Consider the following 17,302-nt stretch of genomic DNA (forward strand, 5'->3'; position numbering starts at 1 on the left):
CCCCCCCCCCCCCCCCCCCCCCCCCCGCCCGCAGGTCACGCGCAGTTTTCGCGCAGGGGAAATACAGGGAACGTGCAGTTTGGTAAGACTTGGCACAGGATCACACAAGAACGGATCGTCGGCGTGGCGGCGCTTGCTAAGTTCCTCTCAGTGCTGGTGCAGGGCCAGCCGCCAAACTCGCTCAGGAGCCGCCATGCTTTCTCTTATCGCAACCCTTCAGACACTTGGGTTCACTGCCAAGAACCGCCTTCGCGATGAGAAGGGTGCAACTGCTGTGGAATACGGCATTATGGTCGCCCTCATCGCCGTCGTCATCATCCTCGCCGTCACCGCCCTCGGCGGCCAGCTCACTACCGTCTTTACAGGAATTGTCGAAGACCTCGGCGGCACCGTCCCGGAGGGCTGATTAAGCGCAACCGTCGGAAGCCCTGGGGCGGGGAAGCGGCAGTTCGGACGACAGGTCCGGTGCCATCACACCCGCCCCTGGGCTTCTTTCGTCCGCGCCAGCGTAGATTCGGCAGATCTCAAAGCTCAGGAGGGGTCGTGCAAAGTCTCATAGTTGGGACGAAAGTCACTGCATCGCGAGTGATCGACGTTTGTTCTTCCGTGCGTTCGCCGCAATATGGCGGTCCTACAACCGTTCCTGGATTCCACTCCACTAAGGCCAACCTGTAATGAAAATCCGGGTCAATCGCCGTAGCGCGAAGAAATCCAAGGAGTTGGGAGCTGTCGCAGTGGAGTTCGCACTCCTGGCGCCCGTCCTCATAATGCTGCTGCTCGGCATCATGGAATTCGGCCGTGCCTACGATGCGCAGATCACGCTTTCGAGCGCCGCCCGCGAAGGCGTTCGGGTCATGGCAATCGGCAATAAACCCACAGATGCCCGAACCGCGGCCTTGAGTGCGGCCGTAGGGCTGCAACCCCCGCTGACAGACGGCGAAATCACCATAAGCCCGGCAAGCTGCACCACTGGCGCGCAGGTGACCTTCACGATCACGTACACCCTCTCGACCATGACACGCATGGCCGGGCCGTTCTCGATGGAAGGCAAAGGTGTGATGCTATGCGGCGGCTAGCTGGCGTTGTCCCGCCCAGGGAACGCGAGCGCGGGGCGATCAGCATCATGGTCGCCGTTCTCATGGTGACGATGCTGGGCTTCGCCGCCATCGCCGTCGACGTCGGAATGCTCCACGCCGAACGGACCCAGCTTCGCAACGGGGCGGATGCTGCCGCCCTCGCCATAGCCCAGAAATGCGCCCGAAACATCAACGATGCCGACTGCGCTGCCACTTCCGCGCTGGCAAGAGACCTCGCAAGCAACAACGCTGGCGACGGCACAACCAACATTGCGTCCATCGTCCTAGACAAGTCCGCGGGCACCGTGAAGGTGACGACCGGGGCGCAGGAAACAGGGCAAGCGCCTAACCGCGTTTCCCTCTTCTTCGCCCGGGCCTTGGGGATCAACGACGCCGCCGTAGCCGCCGCCGCCACCGTGCAATGGGGCCGCCCGGTGGCAGGCCCGACGGCGTTCCCCATCGCGTTCTCCATCTGCCAGGTTAAAGACCACGTCGATGGCGGTCTGCAACGTCTGGTGAGCCACGGAAGCAAGGGCGAGACGAGCTGCAATTACGGGCCGTCCGGAGCCGTCGTTCCGGGTGGATTCGGCTGGCTTCTGCGCCCCACAAGTACGTGTGCAGGAACTGTCAACGCCGCGAATTGGGCGGCTGGCGAACCCGGAAACAGCTATCCCAACATCTGCGATGACCAGTTGAGGGCCTGGGCAGCAGATATCACAGCAGGCAAGGACGTGACTGTCCTGCTCCCGATCTTCGACCAGGTCACCGGTACCGGAGCCAGTACCAGCTATAAGCTCGTGTCTTTTGCGGCCTTCGTCGTCAAAGGCTGGAGCTTCAACGGCAATACGTTCCCCCGCACTTATCACAACAAGCCTCCCTACGTCCCGTCGGCATTGACGTGCGACGGGAGCTGCACCGGTGTCATCGGCAGCTTTGTCCACTATGTCTCCCTCGATAAGGCATACACCTACGGGACACCGGAGGACTTTGGCGCCGGCGTCGTCAAACTCACGCAATAGCACCCATCGTTGACACACCGTCCACCAACCATTTCAGGAGCAGTTTTTGAAGTCACGCCTATTGGCCGGGATCGCCGCCGTGGTCCTGGCCCTCGTCGGAGCCATCCTCGTGATGTCCTACGCCAGCGGCGCGGACGAGCGGGCCGTCAAGGACCTCGAGCCTGAAGATGTCTTGGTGGTGGCGAAGCCCGTGCCGGCCGGCACCGCCGTTGAAAGTCTCCTGCCCTTCCTGACCGCCCAGAAACTTCCAGGCACCGCCGTGGCCAAGTCCGCGCTACAGAGCCTCGACGGCGTGGCCGGCAAGGTCACCGCAGTCGAACTGCTTCCGGGTGAGCAACTCGTCGCTGAACGACTGACCGCACCGGAAACCCTGCAGTCCAGCGGGGCTGTGCAGGTGCCGGAGGGGCTTCAGGAGCTCTCCTTCCAGCTGGACCCCCAGCGCGTTGTCGGCGGACGGCTCACTGCCGGAGACCACATCGGCATCTTCATCTCGCTGAAAAGTGGCGGCATCGAGGCCAAGCCGGAGAAGGAGACGACGCAGCTGGCCCTCCACAAGGTCCTGGTGACGTCAGTGCAGCGGGCTGCCAGCGCCGCCCCTTCTCCCGAACCCACGGCCAATGGCTCCGGGGCCCCGGTCGAGGATACGTCCCTGCCCACCGGATCGTTGCTGATGACCGTCGCCGTGAACGACGTGGACGCCACCAAAATCGTCTACGGCTCCGAATTCGGCACGCTCTGGCTGAGCAAGGAGCCGCTCAATGCCACGGACAGCGGCCGCCCTGGAATCATGACGAAACCGGAGCTTTACAAATGAGCCGTTTTGTACTGATCACGCCCAATGCCGACTTCGAGTCCCGCGTGCGTCTTGCCCTGGCCGGGAGCCTGCCGGGCGGTCTGCAGACCTTCGCCTTCGTCAATCCCGCAGATCCCGAAGAGTTGTTCGCAAAGCTGGACCAGCAGCGTCCCGAGGTCCTCATTCTGGGACCGGATGTGCCCGTCGATGACGCCCTACGGTTGGCCACGATCTTTGACGTGCAGCTTTCCGAGCTCAGCGTCATCCTGGTGGGCGAACCGGACCCCGACTTCTTGCTGCTGGCGATGCGCGCCGGCATTCGGGATATTCTCAGCCCACACGCCGATGCTGCCCAGATCCGGGTCATGCTGGAACGGGCATGCCAGTCCTATGCCAGCAAGAACAGGTCTGCGGCCGTCCAACTGCCGGATGCCCCGAGTGGTCTAGTGATCGGCGTCTTCTCGCCCAAAGGTGGAGTAGGCAAAACCACCATTGCCACCAACATCGCCATCGGGCTGGGGCAGGTGGCCCCGATGAGCGTTGTGATCGTGGATCTGGACCTCCAGTTCGGAGACGTCGCCTCAGGTTTATACCTCCACCCGGAGCACACCGTGACCGACGCGGTCTCCCCCGCGGCGAGCCACGATTCCCTGGTCCTCAAGGCGTTCCTGACCGTGCACCCCAGCAATATCTATGCTCTCTGCGCGCCCAGGAGCCCCGAAGAAGCAGACAACATCACGCCCGAGCAGGTGACGCGCCTGCTCGGGCAGCTCGCGCAACAGTTCCAGTACGTCATCGTGGACACGGCCCCGGGGTTACCGGAGGTGGGCCTGGCGGCCATGGAGCAGTGCACCGACATTGTCTGGGTGACCGCCATGGATGTTCCCAGCATCCGCGGGCTGAGGTCCGGCCTCGAAATCCTCCGACGCCTAGACCTCCAGCCGGAGACGCGCCATGTTGTCCTGAATCTGGCCGACTCCGCATCCGGACTCAGCGTTCAGGATGTCGAAGCCACCATCGGTGCGCCTGTGGACGTCAGTATCCCGCGGTCCAAGGCTGTGGCGTTCTCCACGAACCGCGGCATACCAGTGCTCCAGGAGGGTCGCAAGGACCCGGCCGTCAAAGGGCTGCGACAGTTGGTTGAACGATTCGATCCTGCTTGGCGTGCCAGGGCAAAAAAGAAACTGCACCGCCGAGTGGTGGTCCAGTGAAGCTCTCTGACCGGCTCGCCGCCGCTGAAAGCGGGTCCGCTGCAGCTCCCAGGCTCGCTCCCGAGTCCGCTCCAGCCGCACCTCCCCACATCCGCAAGGCACCGCCTGTGGAACGGCAGCGCACGCCAGTCGCAGCCCCCACTTTCGAAGAGCAAACAGACGTGCACCGGCCTTTTGGCCAGCAGCCGGTGGATGTCTTCGCTGCCCTCAAGCAGCGCGCCGCCACCGCCCTCTTCGAGCGCATGGGCGCACGTTTTAATGATTCCGGCGTCACGGAAGACGATTTGCGTTCGTCCGCCCGCGAAGAACTGATCCGCATCATCGACGCCGAACAGGTCCCGCTGTCCGGAGACGAACGGCTCCGGCTGGTCCAGGACGTGGCCGACGATGTGCTGGGCTACGGGCCGTTGCAGCGCCTCCTCGATGATTCCGCAGTGACGGAGATCATGGTCAACGGCATGGACCAGATCTACGTTGAGCGTCACGGCAAGCTCACGCTCACTGAATCTCGGTTCAGTTCCGAAGACCACCTGCGCAAGGTCATCGAGCGCATTGTCTCCAAGGTGGGGCGCCGCATCGATGAGTCATCCCCGCTCGTGGATGCACGCCTCGAAGACGGTTCCCGTGTCAACGCAGTCATACCGCCACTCGCGGTGGGTGGCTCCTCGCTGACGATCCGAAAGTTCAGCAAAGTTCCGCTCACGGTCCAAAACCTCATCGAGTTCGGCACCCTGACACCTGAGATGGCGGAACTCCTCAACGCCTGTGTCAAAGCAAAGCTCAATATCATCGTCTCCGGCGGCACGGGCACCGGCAAGACCACGCTGTTGAACGTTCTTTCATCGTTCCTGCCCCATGACGAGCGCATCGTGACGATCGAGGACGCCGTCGAACTCCAGATCCAGCAGCGCCACGTCGTACGGCTGGAAAGCCGGCCGCCAAATACCGAAGGCAAAGGTGAGGTCACCATCCGTGAGCTTCTGCGGAACTCACTGCGTATGCGCCCGGACCGGATAGTGGTCGGTGAGGTTCGTGGCGGCGAATCGCTGGACATGCTCCAGGCCATGAACACCGGCCATGACGGCTCGCTGTCCACAGTGCACTCAAACTCGCCCCGGGACGCCGTCGCCCGCCTGGAAACCCTGGTTCTGATGGCGGGCATGGACCTGCCGCTCCGCGCCATCCGCGAGCAGATCGCCTCCGCCGTCAACCTGATCATCCAGATTTCACGACTGCGCGACGGCACCCGTCGCATTACCCACGTCACGGAAGTGCAGGGCATGGAAGGGGACATCGTCACCCTGCAGGACGCCTTCGTCTTCGACTACTCCGCCGGTGTGGACGCCCACGGCCGGTTCTTGGGCAAACCGGTCCCCACCGGCATCCGGCCACGGTTCATCGACCGCTTCGAGGATTTCGGCATCCACGTCTCACCCAGTGTGTTCGCCGCTCCCCTGGCGCCGGCCGGAAGGCAGTGAGCCGGCCGTGACGGTACTGCCCTTCGGCGTTGGCCTGTTCTCAGCTGCCCTGTTTTTGTTCGGTTTCGTCTTGCTCGCCCCGCGAGGGGCACGCGTGCCGCTGGACCGCCGCCAGCCCCTCCAGAACCAACCAGACTCGCAGCTGACCAGGTTCGCCGGCTCGGCGGTCAACCTCGTCGACGGATACTTCGCGCAACGAAAAGTGCGGCTCTTCAGCCGGGAAGCACTCGAAAACGCCGGCCTGCGGATGAGCCAGTCCGACTTCTTTGTGCTGGTACTGGCCGGCGCCTTCGTCGGCGCATTGGCAGGGTTCGTCGTCGCGGGGCCGTTGCTGGCAATTCTGTTCGTGCTGCTGGCTCCGTTGGCGGGGCACCTCGTGATCGGCTACCTGACGGGTAAACGTCGAGTCATGTTTGACCAGCAACTCGGTGACACGCTCCAGCTGCTCTCCGGCGGCCTCAGGGCAGGCCACAGCATCCTCCGCGCCATTGACGCCGCGGCAGCCGAATCGCAAAGTCCCACGGCGGAAGAGATGCGCCGGGTCATTACCGAGACGAGCCTCGGCCGGGACCTCCAGTCATCCCTCACCGACACCGCCGAACGGATGCGGAGCGATGACTTCGTCTGGATCGCCCAGGCCATCCAGATCAACCGGGAAGTAGGCGGGAACCTCGCCGAGGTTTTGGATCAGGTGGGCGAAACCATCCGCGAGCGCAGCGAAATCAAGGGTCACATCAAGTCCCTGGCTGCCGAAGGAAAGTTCTCCGCATACATCCTGATGGCTATGCCGTTCGGCATCGTCGCGATGCTCATGCTGGCCAACCCGGGCTATATGAACTCCATGTTCACCAGCCTGCTTGGTTGGTTCATGATCGGCGCGTCCCTGATCATGATGACCATCGGCGGCCTGTGGATGCGCAAAATCATTGATCTGAAGTTCTGAGGCGGCCATGGATACGTCGGTACTGCTCGCCCTGCTCCTGGTCTCCCTGCCGCTCGGCTATCTCGCCTGGTCAGCGCTCTCCGTCGATCGGAAGTCCCACCGGGCCACCCGCGAGCTGCTCGCGGCGGGCACGGAGACCGCTGAGTTCACCGAGGCACAGCGGACCTCGCCGCTGGAACGGATCGGCTACCGTCTGACGCCGGCCGGTTATGTCCGCAAACTCGACAAGCTGCTCTCCCTGGCTGGCCGTCCCACGTCCCTTCCCCTCGGACGTGTGCTGGCGGCCAAGCCCTTGCTGGGCCTGACCGGCGCACTGCTGGGCTTCTACATCAGCGCGACTGGACCCACGCCCATCATCAAGGCGGTGGGGATCTTTGTGGCTCTGCTGGGCTACTTCATCCCCGATTTGATGCTCTACAGCAAGGGGCAGGAGCGGCAGACAGCCATGCAGCTGGAACTGGCCAACACCCTCGACCAGATGCTCATCTCCGTGGAAGCGGGCCTGGGCTTCGAAGGAGCCATGGCCCGCGCCGGCGAGAACGGCAAGGGGCCGCTGGCGGAAGAACTGGTCCGCACGCTGCAGGACATGCAGGTGGGACGCAGCCGCCGCGAGTCCTACCTCGCCCTCGCCGAACGCACCAACATCCCCGAGCTGCGCAGCTTCGTCCAGGCCGTGGTGCAGGCGGACACCTACGGCATCGCCATCAGCCGGGTCCTGCGCGTCCAGGCCAAGGTGATGCGCGTCAAGCGCCGTCAGCGGGCAGAAGAGAAGGCGATGAAGCTGCCGGTGATGATCCTGTTTCCGCTGCTCTTCTTCATCTTTCCGGTCCTCTTCATCGCCATCCTGGGGCCCGCCGTCATCAACACGATCGAGACGTTCAGCGGCCAGTAGCGTGCCCGCACACGCCCTGGACCGTGGCCTGCAGGGAACCCTCAGGAAGCCATCGGGATAGCGCAAGGGTTTGCGCAGGATCGCCCGGAGCACGGGGCAGCGGCCGGGGCAGGCAGTAGCGTGGACGCATGTCCTTTCAGGGTGCTCCAGACGACGGCGACGCAAACACCGGCCTCTCCGCCGAGGCGTCCCCCGGCGGTGCGGGGCTGTCCCGCGCGTCGGCCAGGGACACTGTCCCTGACTCGACGCCGCCGCTCGTGGACCCCTCCGCCCTCCAGGAGCTCGGATCCCAGCTGGAGAGCCCCGCCGTGGCCAAGGGATTCGCGCGGGACTACACCAACCTGTGGGACCGGCGCTACCAGTCCCTCGCCAGGTCCCTCGACAGCGGGGACGAGGCAGCGGCACTGGATGCTGTGCTCAGCCTGAAGACATCCTCAGCCATGGTGGGCGGGGTCCGGCTGGCCGGGCTCGCCAGGGAGCTGGAGGACGCCATCCGGGTCCGCGACGCCGACCGCGCGCGGCTGCTCCTGCAGGAAGTCGCCGAAAGCGGCAACGAAACAGTCCACGAACTGCAGTTCAGCTACCTCAAGGACAGCTAGTCCACGGCCGGCGCGAGCCGGTACCCCACGCCACGGACCGTCTGGAGCCAGCGCGGCTGCAGCGGATCCTCCCGCAGTTTGCGCCGCAGGTTGCCGATGTGGACCTCGACGGCACGCTCGTCGGATTCGCTGATGTACGCATCCGCGCCGTAATACTCTCCCCGCACCACCCGCACCAGATCGACCTTGGTCCGGACGGCGCCGGACGCCTTCAACAAGGCGTGCAGCAGGTCGAACTCACTGCGGGTCAGACTGGCGGGGATGCCATCAAGGGTGACCGAACGGGTGTGCGGGTTCAACACCAGGCCGTTGTGCCGAAACACCGAATCCGGGGGCAGGACCCGACTCGCCGACGGCGCTGCCCCCGGTTCCGGGGACGTGCCCCCGAATTCCTTCCGGGGCCGGCGCATCATCGCGGCGACCCGGGCCCGGAGCTCGCGCGGGCGGAACGGTTTAGTCATAAAATCGTCGGCGCCGGTGTGCAGCGCGGTAAGTGTGTCCAGCTCATCCGTCCGTCCGGACAGCATGACCACATAAGCGTCACTGAACTGCCGGATCTGGCGCAGGACTTCAAAGCCGTCAATGTCGTTCAGGCCAATGTCCAAGGTGACAACGCTGGCCTTCTGGCTCCGCACCACCTCGACCCCCTCCCGCCCGCTGGCGGCGCCGTGGACGTCAAATCCCGCCTGGCTCAGCACCGCTTCGACGAGGTTACGTACGTCTTCGTCGTCCTCAACGACGACTGCTACTCCCAAGTCAGTCATGGTCCCCCTCTACATTCTGATGATGCGGCATCCACCCCCATAGAGGCCGCATTGTTACAGCTGCGCACTCGTGGTGCGCCAGTAATGTCAGGGTACCCACGGTATAACGGTAATTGTTGTTTAGGCACAGCCACGGCCACAAATATTCATCCTGTGTCAAGCTAACGTGACGCACGCTGTTAAATTGAAGCAGCGAGAAAAGGGGCGCGGCTTCATTGGGTAAAGAAGAACTGGTCCGGGACCCGGAAGGATTCTTTGCGGGGATACCGCGGCGTGCGCAGCTGGCTTTCGTCAAGCTGACGGGGTCCCGGGAAGCCGAGCTGCACGCCCTTCTCGCGGACAGCGGCGAACGCGAACGGCTGCTCACCGACGAGGTCACCGCGCTTGCCGCTGCCCTGATGGCCAAGGACAGCCTTGTCTCCACCGTCTCGCACGAGTTCCGTACCCCGCTGACCTCGATCATCGGCAACCTGGACCTGGTCCTCGGCGAATCTGCGGACTTCTCCCCTGCCACCGTGCGCCGGCTCCAGGTTGCGCAGCGGAACGCCGAACGGTTGCAAGCACTCGTGTCGGACCTGATGATGTCCGCCGACGCCGCGGTCCACGTCCACCCGCGCCGGACCGATCTGGCGGGCCTGGTCGAAGCCAGCCTCGGCTCGGCCCAGGCCCACGCCCAGGCAGCCCGGGTCTCGCTCTCCATGGACCTCCCGGCTCCGCTCTGGGCCGAGGTGGATCCGCTGCGGATCGGCCAGGCCCTCGACAACCTCGTCTCCAATGCCATCAAGTACTCGCCCGACGGCGGCGCCGTCCACGTGTCCGCCAGCTGCTCGGGAGGCCGGGTGCGGCTGCACGTCAAGGATGCCGGAATGGGCATGACAGCCGCCGACGCCGAACGGGTCTTCACCCGCTTCTTCCGCAGCCCCGCCGTCCGCGAAGGCCCGATCCCCGGAGTCGGGCTGGGGCTGGCCATCACGAAGGCGATCGTCGAACGGCACGGCGGCTCCATTTCCTGCAGCACGCGTCCCGGCTGCGGGAGCACGTTCACCGTGGAGCTTCCCACGGAAGCGGCGCCAGCCGCCTAATCCGGGGCGCCAGCCAACTAGGTTCCGCGGACGCGGACGTCGCTACCGGCGCCTAGCGCGCGTCAGCTCGGCCCTGGCCAGCAGTCCGCTGGCCAGGGGGTAGGCCACCTCTTCGAGCACCAGCGGATGCGGGGCGGCCAGCACGGACTTGGCGTCCCGCTGCCGGGTGATCAGCCGTTCGTGCAGCCAGCCGGGCGCCTCGATGCCGGCCCCCACAAACAGTGCCGATCCCACGAGCGAGCGGACCATGTTGTGGCAGAACGCATCGGCCTGGACCGTGGCCACCACTACGCCGTCGGCGCCGCGGGCGAACTCGAAGCGCTGGAGTTCCCGGATGGTCGTGGCGCCCTCGCGCGGCTTGCAGTAGGACCGGAAATCCTGCAGTCCCACCAGCTGGGAGGCGCCTTCGTTGAGCAGACCGACGTCGAGCGGTTCCTGATGCCACAGCGTGGAGCTGCGGCCCAGCGGGTCCCAGAGGAGCGGGCCGTCTGCAATCCGATAGCTGTAGCGGCGCCAGAGCGCGGAGAACCGCGCGTCGAAGCCCTTGGGTGCGACGGTGACCTTGTGGACCTCGATGGACCCGGTGAGGTCGCCCAGCCCGCGGCTGAGGGCGCCGCGGAGCCGCCGCAGCAGCGCGACGGCCGGATCCAGCTCCACGCCGCGGTTCAGGCCCAGCCACTCCGCCTCCGTGAAGTCGACGTGAACCACCTGGCCGCGGGCGTGCACCCCGGCGTCGGTCCGTCCGGCCACGGTGACGCGGATGGGCCGGCGGATGAGCAGCGCCAGGGCTTCCTCCAAGGTGCCCTGGACGGTACGCCGTCCGGGCTGGACGGCCCACCCGCTGAAGGGTCCGCCGTCGTACGCAAGATCAAGCCGGACACGCAAAAACCCGCCGCCCCCTCTAACGGGGGCAGCGGGTTTCTGGTCGTTCATAGACTTAAGTCTATGCGAAGAAGTCAGCGAATTATTTCGCTTCCTTCTCGGACTTAGCGGGTGCTTCCTCAGCGGCCGGAGCCTCTTCGGTAGCTGCTGCTTCAGTCTCAGCTGCTTCAGCGGCCGGAGCCTCTTCGGTTTCAGCGGCTTCGGTCTCGGCAACCGGAGCAGCTTCTGCCTTGTCGGCGTCCTTCTTGTCAGCATCGCGCTTGGCGGCGGAGGTAGCCTCGGCTACGACAGCCTGCTTGGCGGAAACCGGCTCGAGAACCAGTTCGATGACAGCCATGGGAGCGTTGTCGCCCTTGCGGTTGCCGATCTTGGTGATGCGGGTGTAGCCGCCGTTGCGGTTCTCCACTGCCTGGGCAATGTCGGTGAACAGCTCGTGGACGATGCCCTTGTCGCTGATCAAGCCGAGTACACGGCGGCGGGAAGCCAGGTCGCCACGCTTGGCGAAAGTCACCAGGCGCTCGGCGTACGGCTTCAGGCGCTTGGCCTTGGTCACCGTGGTGGTGATCCGCTTGTGCTCGAACAGTGCGGCGGACAGGTTCGCGAGCATCAGACGCTCGTGACTCGCTCCGCCTCCGAGGCGCGGACCCTTAGCGGGGGTAGGCATAATAGTTTCTCCTCATATGGAAGCCGTTGGGCTGCGCACACCGTGGTGCATCCAGCCGGCAGGCCAAGATCTGTTTGTTAGAGCTCGTCGTCGCTGAAAGCGGCGTCGTCCTCTTCAATTGCTGCGGCGCGGGCTGCGAGGTCAAAACCGGGAGGCGAGTCCTTGAGGGACAGGCCCAGTTCAACCAGCTTTGCCTTGACCTCATCGATGGACTTCGCACCGAAGTTACGGATGTCCATGAGGTCGGCCTCGGAGCGGGCCACGAGTTCACCCACGGTGTGGATGCCCTCACGCTTGAGGCAGTTGTAGGAACGGACGGTGAGATCCAGATCCTCGATCGGCAGGGCCATGTCTGCTGCCAGGGCAGCATCCGTCGGCGACGGGCCAATCTCGATACCTTCAGCTGCGGTGTTCAGCTCGCGGGCCAGACCGAACAGTTCCACCAGGGTGGTACCTGCCGAAGCAACGGCATCGCGCGGGGCGATGGCCTGCTTGGTCTCGACGTCGACAATGAGCTTGTCGAAGTCAGTGCGCTGCTCAACACGGGTAGCTTCCACGCGGAAAGTAACCTTCAGGACCGGCGAGTAGATCGAGTCGACCGGAATGCGGCCGATCTCGGAGTCGCCGGACTTGTTCTGAGCTGCCGAAACGTAGCCGCGGCCGCGCTCGATGGTCAGTTCGAGTTCGAACTTGCCCTTCGAGTTCAGCGTGGCAATGTGCAGATCCGGGTTGTGGAATTCGACGCCGGCCGGCGGAGCGATGTCCGCGGCGGTGACGACTCCCGGGCCCTGCTTGCGCAGGTAAGCAACAACCGGCTCGTCGTGCTCGGAGGAAACCGACAGGTTCTTGATGTTCAGGATGATCTCGGTGACATCTTCCTTGACACCCGGAACCGTGGTGAACTCATGCAGCACGCCATCGATCCGGATGCTCGTGACAGAGGCACCGGGGATGGAAGAGAGCAGGGTACGGCGGAGGGAGTTTCCGAGGGTGTAACCGAAACCGGGCTCCAGCGGTTCAATAATGAAACGGGAGCGGTTGTCGGAGACGACCTCTTCGGAGAGGGTGGGGCGCTGTGCAATGAGCACTTAGGTTTCCTTTCGGCGAGCATCCGCTATATGACGCAACACAGGTGGTGGAAAGATCGGTCTGAGACTTAACGCGGCTGGGCTTGCCCGGACCCGCGAAGGTCCGGGCAAGCACCGGTGCGCTGGAAAGCCTTAGACGCGGCGGCGCTTCGGCGGACGGCAGCCGTTGTGGGCGCTGGGGGTTACATCCTGGATGGATCCAACCTCAAGGCCAGCGGCCTGGAGTGAACGGATTGCCGTTTCGCGTCCTGAACCCGGGCCCTTGACGAATACGTCAACCTTGCGCATACCGTGCTCCTGCGCACGCTTTGCGGCGGCTTCGGCGGCCATCTGGGCTGCGAACGGGGTGGACTTACGTGAGCCCTTGAAGCCAACTTCACCGGACGAAGCCCAGGAGATGACAGCACCGTTCGGGTCCGTGATGGACACGATGGTGTTGTTAAAGGTGCTCTTGATGTGCGCCTGGCCCAGCGCGATATTCTTTTTGTCCTTCTTACGCGGCTTGCGAACCGCGCCACGAGTCTTCGGGGGCATTATTTCTCCTACAGAAAGTTATCGGGGGGAAGACGAGCGGTTTAGCGCGTCTTCTTCTTGCCTGCAACGGTGCGCTTCGGACCCTTACGGGTACGTGCGTTCGTCTTCGTACGCTGTCCGCGCACTGGCAGGCCCTTACGGTGGCGAATACCTTCGTAGCTGCCGATTTCAACCTTGCGGCGGATATCTGCTGCTACTTCGCGGCGAAGGTCACCCTCAACCTTGTAGTTGCCTTCAATGTAATCACGCAGCTGGACGAGCTCGGCGTCGGACAGGTCCTTGACCCGAACGTCCGCGCTGATGCCGGTGGCAGCCAGGGTTTCGTGTGCACGGGTCTTGCCCACGCCGTAGATGTAAGTAAGCGCAATTTCCAACCGCTTTTCGCGGGGAATGTCTACGCCAGCGAGACGAGCCATAGAGGCAGTGCTCCTTGAATAAACCGGAGGTCGTAGGCAGTACACCCGCACATTCCGTGCGGCCCCAGCCTCCGACCGGGGGTTGGCTGTCCGGACTCGTTCTAGCTCAGTGTCCCAGATCAGCTTGTGCTGCCTTTTATTTACTTGCGTGGGTTAGCAACCCAGGATTTCCCGAAGAGGGAAATTAGCCCTGGCGCTGCTTGTGGCGCGGGTTCTCGCAGATCACCATGACCCGGCCATTACGGCGGATCACTTTGCACTTTTCGCAGATCTGCTTGACGCTCGGCTTGACCTTCATGGCGTTCCTTTGCGTGTTGCAGTGGTCAGCTGGACCGGCCTTCGGCTATTGCTCTGGCCGCCCAGTGTTTACTTGTAGCGGTAGACGATACGACCACGTGTCAGGTCGTACGGGCTCAGCTCCACCACTACCCGGTCCTCAGGGAGAATCCTGATGTAGTGCTGGCGCATCTTTCCAGAGATGTGTGCCAGAACGATGTGCTTGTTGGTGAGCTCAACGCGAAACATCGCGTTAGGCAGCGCCTCAGTCACAACGCCCTCGATCTCAATGACCCCGTCCTTCTTGGCCATACCCTCCGCTAACTGTTGTTTGCCGCAGCCCTTCGGCTTGCACCGGAAAGCACCGCGGACGTTTTTGATTGATTGGCTGATGCCTCCCGGCCCCAAAAGGGCACAACAGGGCAGACAACCAACAGACAACACTACGCCATCACGGCCCGAATGTTAAATCCAGCAAGCGTAGCGCACTCAGCGTCCGTATGCACCAAATTCGCCCGCCGGCGTGCTCACGGCCTCCGCACAGTCGATCCCGTCCAGGATGGCCAGGCGCACGACGTCGGCTGCCGCGCTCTGCAGGGTGATGAGGCTCGCGTGCCGTGCGGCATCGCTGCTGCGGTCGAGTGCGAGCGCGCCGGTGGCGAGGCAGAAGACGGTGTCCCCGTCCGCGAGGGTGTGGCTGGGGTTCAGCGCCCGGGCCAGCCCGGCGTGGGCGGCCGACGCGGTGCGTTTGCATTCGGCCTTGTCCAGGATCGCGTTCGTGGCGACGACGACAAGGGTGGTGTTGAGCGCCGGTGGCGTCTGCTGCACGGATTTCGATGCGGGATCCGGCTGGGGCGTCGAGTTAAAGGGCAGTCCCAGGGCGTTCACGACGGCGAGCGCTCCGACGACGACGCCGTTGTCCAGGGTGATCGAGGCCGTGCCCACTCCCCCTTTGTATTTGCCCCGGCCGATTGCCGCTCCGGTGCCGGCGCCGACGTTGCCTCGTTCGACGTCGTGTTCGATTTTGCGCACGGCGGCGTCCGCGGTGGCCGCGTAGCCCATGGCCGCGTCCGGGCGGGCGGCGAAGTTGCCGCCGCGGCCGAGGTCGAAAATGGCGGCGGCCGGGACGATCGGGACCACGCCGCCGGTCACGGCGAATCCCCGGCCGTGCTCCTCGCACCATTGCTGGGCGCCGTGGGCCGCGGCGAGGCCGAAGGCGCTGCCCCCGGTGAGCACGACGGCGTCGACGATCCGGCTCAGGGTGGTGGGGTCCAGGGCGTCGGTTTCATGGGTCCCGGGTCCCCCGCCGCGGACGTCGACGGAACCCACCGTCCCGACCGGAGGCAGCACCACCGTCACCCCGCTCAGCCAGCCCTCATCCGTCCTGCCGGCGTGGCCCACCCTCAGGCCCGGCACATCAGTAATCGCAGTCATGGCTCTATTGTGCTCCACGGCGACGGCCGCCGCCCCGGTCGTCTTTTCCATCGTCTGGACGAATCGCGCCCGTTTGCCTGTGGTCCAAACGATCGTTATGTAATACTGCATGCAACACAGCGTGAACGGGCAACGAAGCCTAGGACAACAAAGCTCTACTGGTGTCTCGTGCGGGGTTCTGCCCACCAACCTTGTGGTGAAGTGATAGCAAGGTATCCCCGCCCACCCGCCTGCCCCGGCAGGCACGGACCCGTTAGAGACCTGAATGACGCGACAATTGACCGACCGGCCCCGCGCCGTCGTCGAGGCTAAACCGGCCGCGGCGCCGCGTGCCCGCTGGTCCGCCAGAACCCGCCGGGACTTCTTCGTCTTCCTGGCCCTGGCCCTGCCCAACCTTCTTCTGATTGCGGTGTTCACTTACCTCCCGCTCTTCAACAACATCTACTACTCGACCCTGGACTGGACGCTGGGCTCCGCCTCGGCCACGGTGGTGGGCCTGGATAACTACGTCACGTTCTTCACGAGTTCGGACGCCACCAAGGTCCTGGGCACCACCGCCATTTTCACCCTCGTCACGGTCGGCGGGTCCATGGTGCTGGCCCTGCTGGTGGCCCTTGCCCTGAACTCCAGGATCCGCGGCACAACGTTCGCGCGCTCAGCCGTCTTCGCCCCCTACGTGCTCAGCGGCGTCGGCGTCGGCCTCGTCTGGCTGTTCATTTTCGATCCCGGCTACGGGGTGCTCGCCTGGCTGCTGCGCGGCCTTGGCCAGCAGAGTCCGCAGTGGATCAATGATCCCCAGTTGTCCCTGGTCATGGTCATGATCGTCTACATCTGGAAAAACCTGGGCTACTGCGCCGTCGTCTACCTCGCCGGGCTGCAGTCGCTCCCGCAGGATGTCATGGAGGCCGCGTCGCTGGACGGGGCCAACGGCTTCAAGCGCTTCGTGACGATGTCCCTGCCGCTGCTCTCCCCCACCACGTTCTTCCTGCTCATCACCACGATGCTCAGTTCGCTGCAGGCGTTTGACCTGATCCGGATCATGACCCCGCTGGGCAACGGCACCAGCACGCTGATCTACGAGGCCTACCTCCAGGCCTTCGGCGCGTTCAACCGGGCCGGCTACTCGGCGGCCATCTCGGTGATCCTGTTCGCCATCCTGCTCATCATCACCGTGCTGCAGCTGCGGTTCGTCGAACGGAAGGTGCACTACTCGTGAGCCTGCTCTCCCCCGTCAGTCCCGACCCCGCCGCCGATGCCGGCCCCGCCGCCCGTGCGGAGCCCGAGATCCCGCTGCACCGTCACCGGCCGTTCTCGCGGGCCAACCTGACCCAGACCATCGCCGGCGGCTATCTTCCGCTGGTCCTCAGCACCCTGGTGGTCTTCCTGCCGCTGTTGTGGATGGTGCTGAGCTCCTTCAAGCAGCCCGGCGAGATCATCACCATGGACCTGAAGATCCTGCCGGAAGGCCTGACCCTCGAGAACTACAACATCGCCATGACGACGGTCCCGTTCGCGCAGTTCTTTCTGAACAGCCTGATTGTCACCACCGTGGGCGCCACCATCAAGGTCCTCCTGGCCATTCTGACCGCCTACGCGCTCGTGTTTGTCCGTTTCCCGTACAAGAACGTCATTTTCGTGCTGATCCTCGTGGCCCTGATGGTCCCCCCGCAGGTGTCGATCCTGCCGAACTACATCCTGATCGCTGGGATGGGCGGCAAGAACACCCTGTGGGGCATCATCCTCCCGGGCCTCGGCACGGCGTTCGGCACGTTCCTGCTCCGCCAGCACTTCATGACGCTGCCGGCGTCGATCCTGGAATCGGCAGAGATCGACGGCGCCGGCCACTGGCGCCGCCTCTGGCAGATCGTGGCGCCGGTCTCCGGCCCGTCGATCGCCACGGTAGCCCTCGTCGTCGTCGTGAGCGAATGGAACGACTACATCTGGCCGCTCATCATCACGGACCGTCCCGAGACGATGACCCTGCCGGTCGGCCTGACGCTGCTGCAGAACTCCGAGGGCAACGGCTCCGGCTGGGGCATCCTGATGGCCGGCGCCGTGCTGGTGATCGTCCCCATTTTGCTGGTTTTCGCGGCTTTGCAGCGTTACATCGTGGCCGGCCTCACCCAGGGCAGCGTCACCGGGTGACGGCGC

Annotated in this window: 21 protein-coding genes; 12 read left to right on the forward strand and 9 right to left on the reverse strand. The window is 64.4% G+C overall.

Annotated elements, in window-relative coordinates; all coding sequences use genetic code 11:
• The first annotated feature begins 193 nt into the window (after window positions 1–193).
• The 9 genes from ACZYZ5_RS02125 (at window position 194) to ACZYZ5_RS02165 (ending at window position 8,011) form a co-directional block, all read left to right on the forward strand.
• Window positions 194–406: a Flp family type IVb pilin gene (locus tag ACZYZ5_RS02125; protein ID WP_463898846.1), complete on the forward strand. Its 213-nt coding sequence runs from the start codon at window positions 194–196 to the stop codon at window positions 404–406.
• A 268-nt stretch (window positions 407–674) separates the two neighbouring features.
• Complete coding sequence (locus ACZYZ5_RS02130) at window positions 675–1,076, forward strand: TadE/TadG family type IV pilus assembly protein (protein ID WP_463898847.1); 402 nt, start codon at window positions 675–677, stop codon at window positions 1,074–1,076.
• Complete coding sequence (locus ACZYZ5_RS02135; RefSeq protein WP_463898848.1) at window positions 1,064–2,095, forward strand: pilus assembly protein TadG-related protein; 1,032 nt, start codon at window positions 1,064–1,066, stop codon at window positions 2,093–2,095. Before ACZYZ5_RS02130 ends, ACZYZ5_RS02135 begins: the two co-directional genes overlap by 13 nt.
• A gap of 46 nt (window positions 2,096–2,141) precedes the next feature.
• Window positions 2,142–2,909 carry a Flp pilus assembly protein CpaB gene (gene cpaB / locus ACZYZ5_RS02140; protein ID WP_463898849.1) on the forward strand — a complete coding sequence of 256 codons (768 nt, stop codon included), beginning with the start codon at window positions 2,142–2,144 and terminating at the stop codon, window positions 2,907–2,909.
• Complete coding sequence (locus tag ACZYZ5_RS02145; protein ID WP_463898850.1) at window positions 2,906–4,099, forward strand: CpaE/TadZ family protein; 1,194 nt, start codon at window positions 2,906–2,908, stop codon at window positions 4,097–4,099. The genes cpaB and ACZYZ5_RS02145 overlap by 4 nt, the downstream gene beginning before the upstream one ends.
• Before the next feature lie 161 nt (window positions 4,100–4,260).
• Window positions 4,261–5,577, forward strand: coding sequence for a TadA family conjugal transfer-associated ATPase (locus tag ACZYZ5_RS02150; RefSeq protein ID WP_463898851.1), 1,317 nt, complete (start codon window positions 4,261–4,263; stop codon window positions 5,575–5,577).
• A 7-nt stretch (window positions 5,578–5,584) separates the two neighbouring features.
• Window positions 5,585–6,520 carry a type II secretion system F family protein gene (locus tag ACZYZ5_RS02155; RefSeq protein ID WP_463898852.1) on the forward strand — a complete coding sequence of 312 codons (936 nt, stop codon included), beginning with the start codon at window positions 5,585–5,587 and terminating at the stop codon, window positions 6,518–6,520.
• A 7-nt stretch (window positions 6,521–6,527) separates the two neighbouring features.
• On the forward strand, window positions 6,528–7,412 hold the full coding sequence (locus ACZYZ5_RS02160) for a type II secretion system F family protein (protein ID WP_463898853.1): 885 nt from the start codon (window positions 6,528–6,530) through the stop codon (window positions 7,410–7,412).
• A 128-nt stretch (window positions 7,413–7,540) separates the two neighbouring features.
• Window positions 7,541–8,011, forward strand: coding sequence for an Hpt domain-containing protein (locus ACZYZ5_RS02165; protein WP_463898854.1), 471 nt, complete (start codon window positions 7,541–7,543; stop codon window positions 8,009–8,011).
• Here ACZYZ5_RS02165 and ACZYZ5_RS02170 read toward each other — a convergent pair.
• Window positions 8,008–8,775, reverse strand: a complete 768-nt coding sequence (locus ACZYZ5_RS02170; protein WP_463898855.1) for a response regulator transcription factor — start codon at window positions 8,773–8,775, stop codon at window positions 8,008–8,010. The two genes, ACZYZ5_RS02165 and ACZYZ5_RS02170, sit on opposite strands and share 4 nt — an antisense overlap.
• 215 nt (window positions 8,776–8,990) lie before the next feature.
• Here ACZYZ5_RS02170 and ACZYZ5_RS02175 point away from each other — a divergent pair, with 215 nt between their 5' ends.
• The gene (locus tag ACZYZ5_RS02175) at window positions 8,991–9,857 is read left to right on the forward strand and encodes a sensor histidine kinase (protein WP_463898856.1); all 867 of its coding nucleotides are present in this window, start codon (window positions 8,991–8,993) and stop codon (window positions 9,855–9,857) included.
• Window positions 9,858–9,899: 42 nt separating this feature from the next.
• On the opposite strand, the gene ACZYZ5_RS02180 is transcribed toward ACZYZ5_RS02175, so the two are convergent.
• The 8 genes from ACZYZ5_RS02180 to ACZYZ5_RS02215 all read right to left on the reverse strand — a co-directional run bounded on the left by ACZYZ5_RS02180 (window position 9,900) and on the right by ACZYZ5_RS02215 (window position 15,151).
• Window positions 9,900–10,790 carry a tRNA pseudouridine synthase A gene (locus ACZYZ5_RS02180; protein ID WP_463898857.1) on the reverse strand — a complete coding sequence of 297 codons (891 nt, stop codon included), beginning with the start codon at window positions 10,788–10,790 and terminating at the stop codon, window positions 9,900–9,902.
• A gap of 31 nt (window positions 10,791–10,821) precedes the next feature.
• Window positions 10,822–11,403: a 50S ribosomal protein L17 gene (gene rplQ / locus ACZYZ5_RS02185; RefSeq protein ID WP_463898859.1), complete on the reverse strand. Its 582-nt coding sequence runs from the start codon at window positions 11,401–11,403 to the stop codon at window positions 10,822–10,824.
• 77 nt (window positions 11,404–11,480) lie between these two features.
• Window positions 11,481–12,491: a DNA-directed RNA polymerase subunit alpha gene (locus ACZYZ5_RS02190; RefSeq protein ID WP_024366109.1), complete on the reverse strand. Its 1,011-nt coding sequence runs from the start codon at window positions 12,489–12,491 to the stop codon at window positions 11,481–11,483.
• A gap of 132 nt (window positions 12,492–12,623) precedes the next feature.
• Window positions 12,624–13,025 carry a 30S ribosomal protein S11 gene (gene rpsK / locus ACZYZ5_RS02195; protein ID WP_018773682.1) on the reverse strand — a complete coding sequence of 134 codons (402 nt, stop codon included), beginning with the start codon at window positions 13,023–13,025 and terminating at the stop codon, window positions 12,624–12,626.
• A gap of 41 nt (window positions 13,026–13,066) precedes the next feature.
• Window positions 13,067–13,441, reverse strand: coding sequence for a 30S ribosomal protein S13 (gene rpsM / locus ACZYZ5_RS02200; protein ID WP_024366110.1), 375 nt, complete (start codon window positions 13,439–13,441; stop codon window positions 13,067–13,069).
• A 184-nt stretch (window positions 13,442–13,625) separates the two neighbouring features.
• Window positions 13,626–13,739, reverse strand: a complete 114-nt coding sequence (gene rpmJ / locus ACZYZ5_RS02205) for a 50S ribosomal protein L36 (protein ID WP_009358722.1) — start codon at window positions 13,737–13,739, stop codon at window positions 13,626–13,628.
• Window positions 13,740–13,807: 68 nt separating this feature from the next.
• Window positions 13,808–14,029: a translation initiation factor IF-1 gene (gene infA / locus ACZYZ5_RS02210; RefSeq protein ID WP_009358723.1), complete on the reverse strand. Its 222-nt coding sequence runs from the start codon at window positions 14,027–14,029 to the stop codon at window positions 13,808–13,810.
• A gap of 177 nt (window positions 14,030–14,206) precedes the next feature.
• A complete protein-coding gene (locus tag ACZYZ5_RS02215) occupies window positions 14,207–15,151 on the reverse strand; it encodes a P1 family peptidase (RefSeq protein ID WP_463898861.1) in 945 nt (314 codons plus the stop codon).
• A 265-nt stretch (window positions 15,152–15,416) separates the two neighbouring features.
• Here ACZYZ5_RS02215 and ACZYZ5_RS02220 point away from each other — a divergent pair, with 265 nt between their 5' ends.
• Complete coding sequence (locus ACZYZ5_RS02220; protein WP_463898862.1) at window positions 15,417–16,367, forward strand: carbohydrate ABC transporter permease; 951 nt, start codon at window positions 15,417–15,419, stop codon at window positions 16,365–16,367.
• The gene (locus ACZYZ5_RS02225; protein ID WP_463898863.1) at window positions 16,364–17,296 is read left to right on the forward strand and encodes a carbohydrate ABC transporter permease; all 933 of its coding nucleotides are present in this window, start codon (window positions 16,364–16,366) and stop codon (window positions 17,294–17,296) included. Before ACZYZ5_RS02220 ends, ACZYZ5_RS02225 begins: the two co-directional genes overlap by 4 nt.
• Window positions 17,297–17,302: the final 6 nt, after the last annotated feature.

The organism is Pseudarthrobacter ribosi (assembly GCF_055412865.1).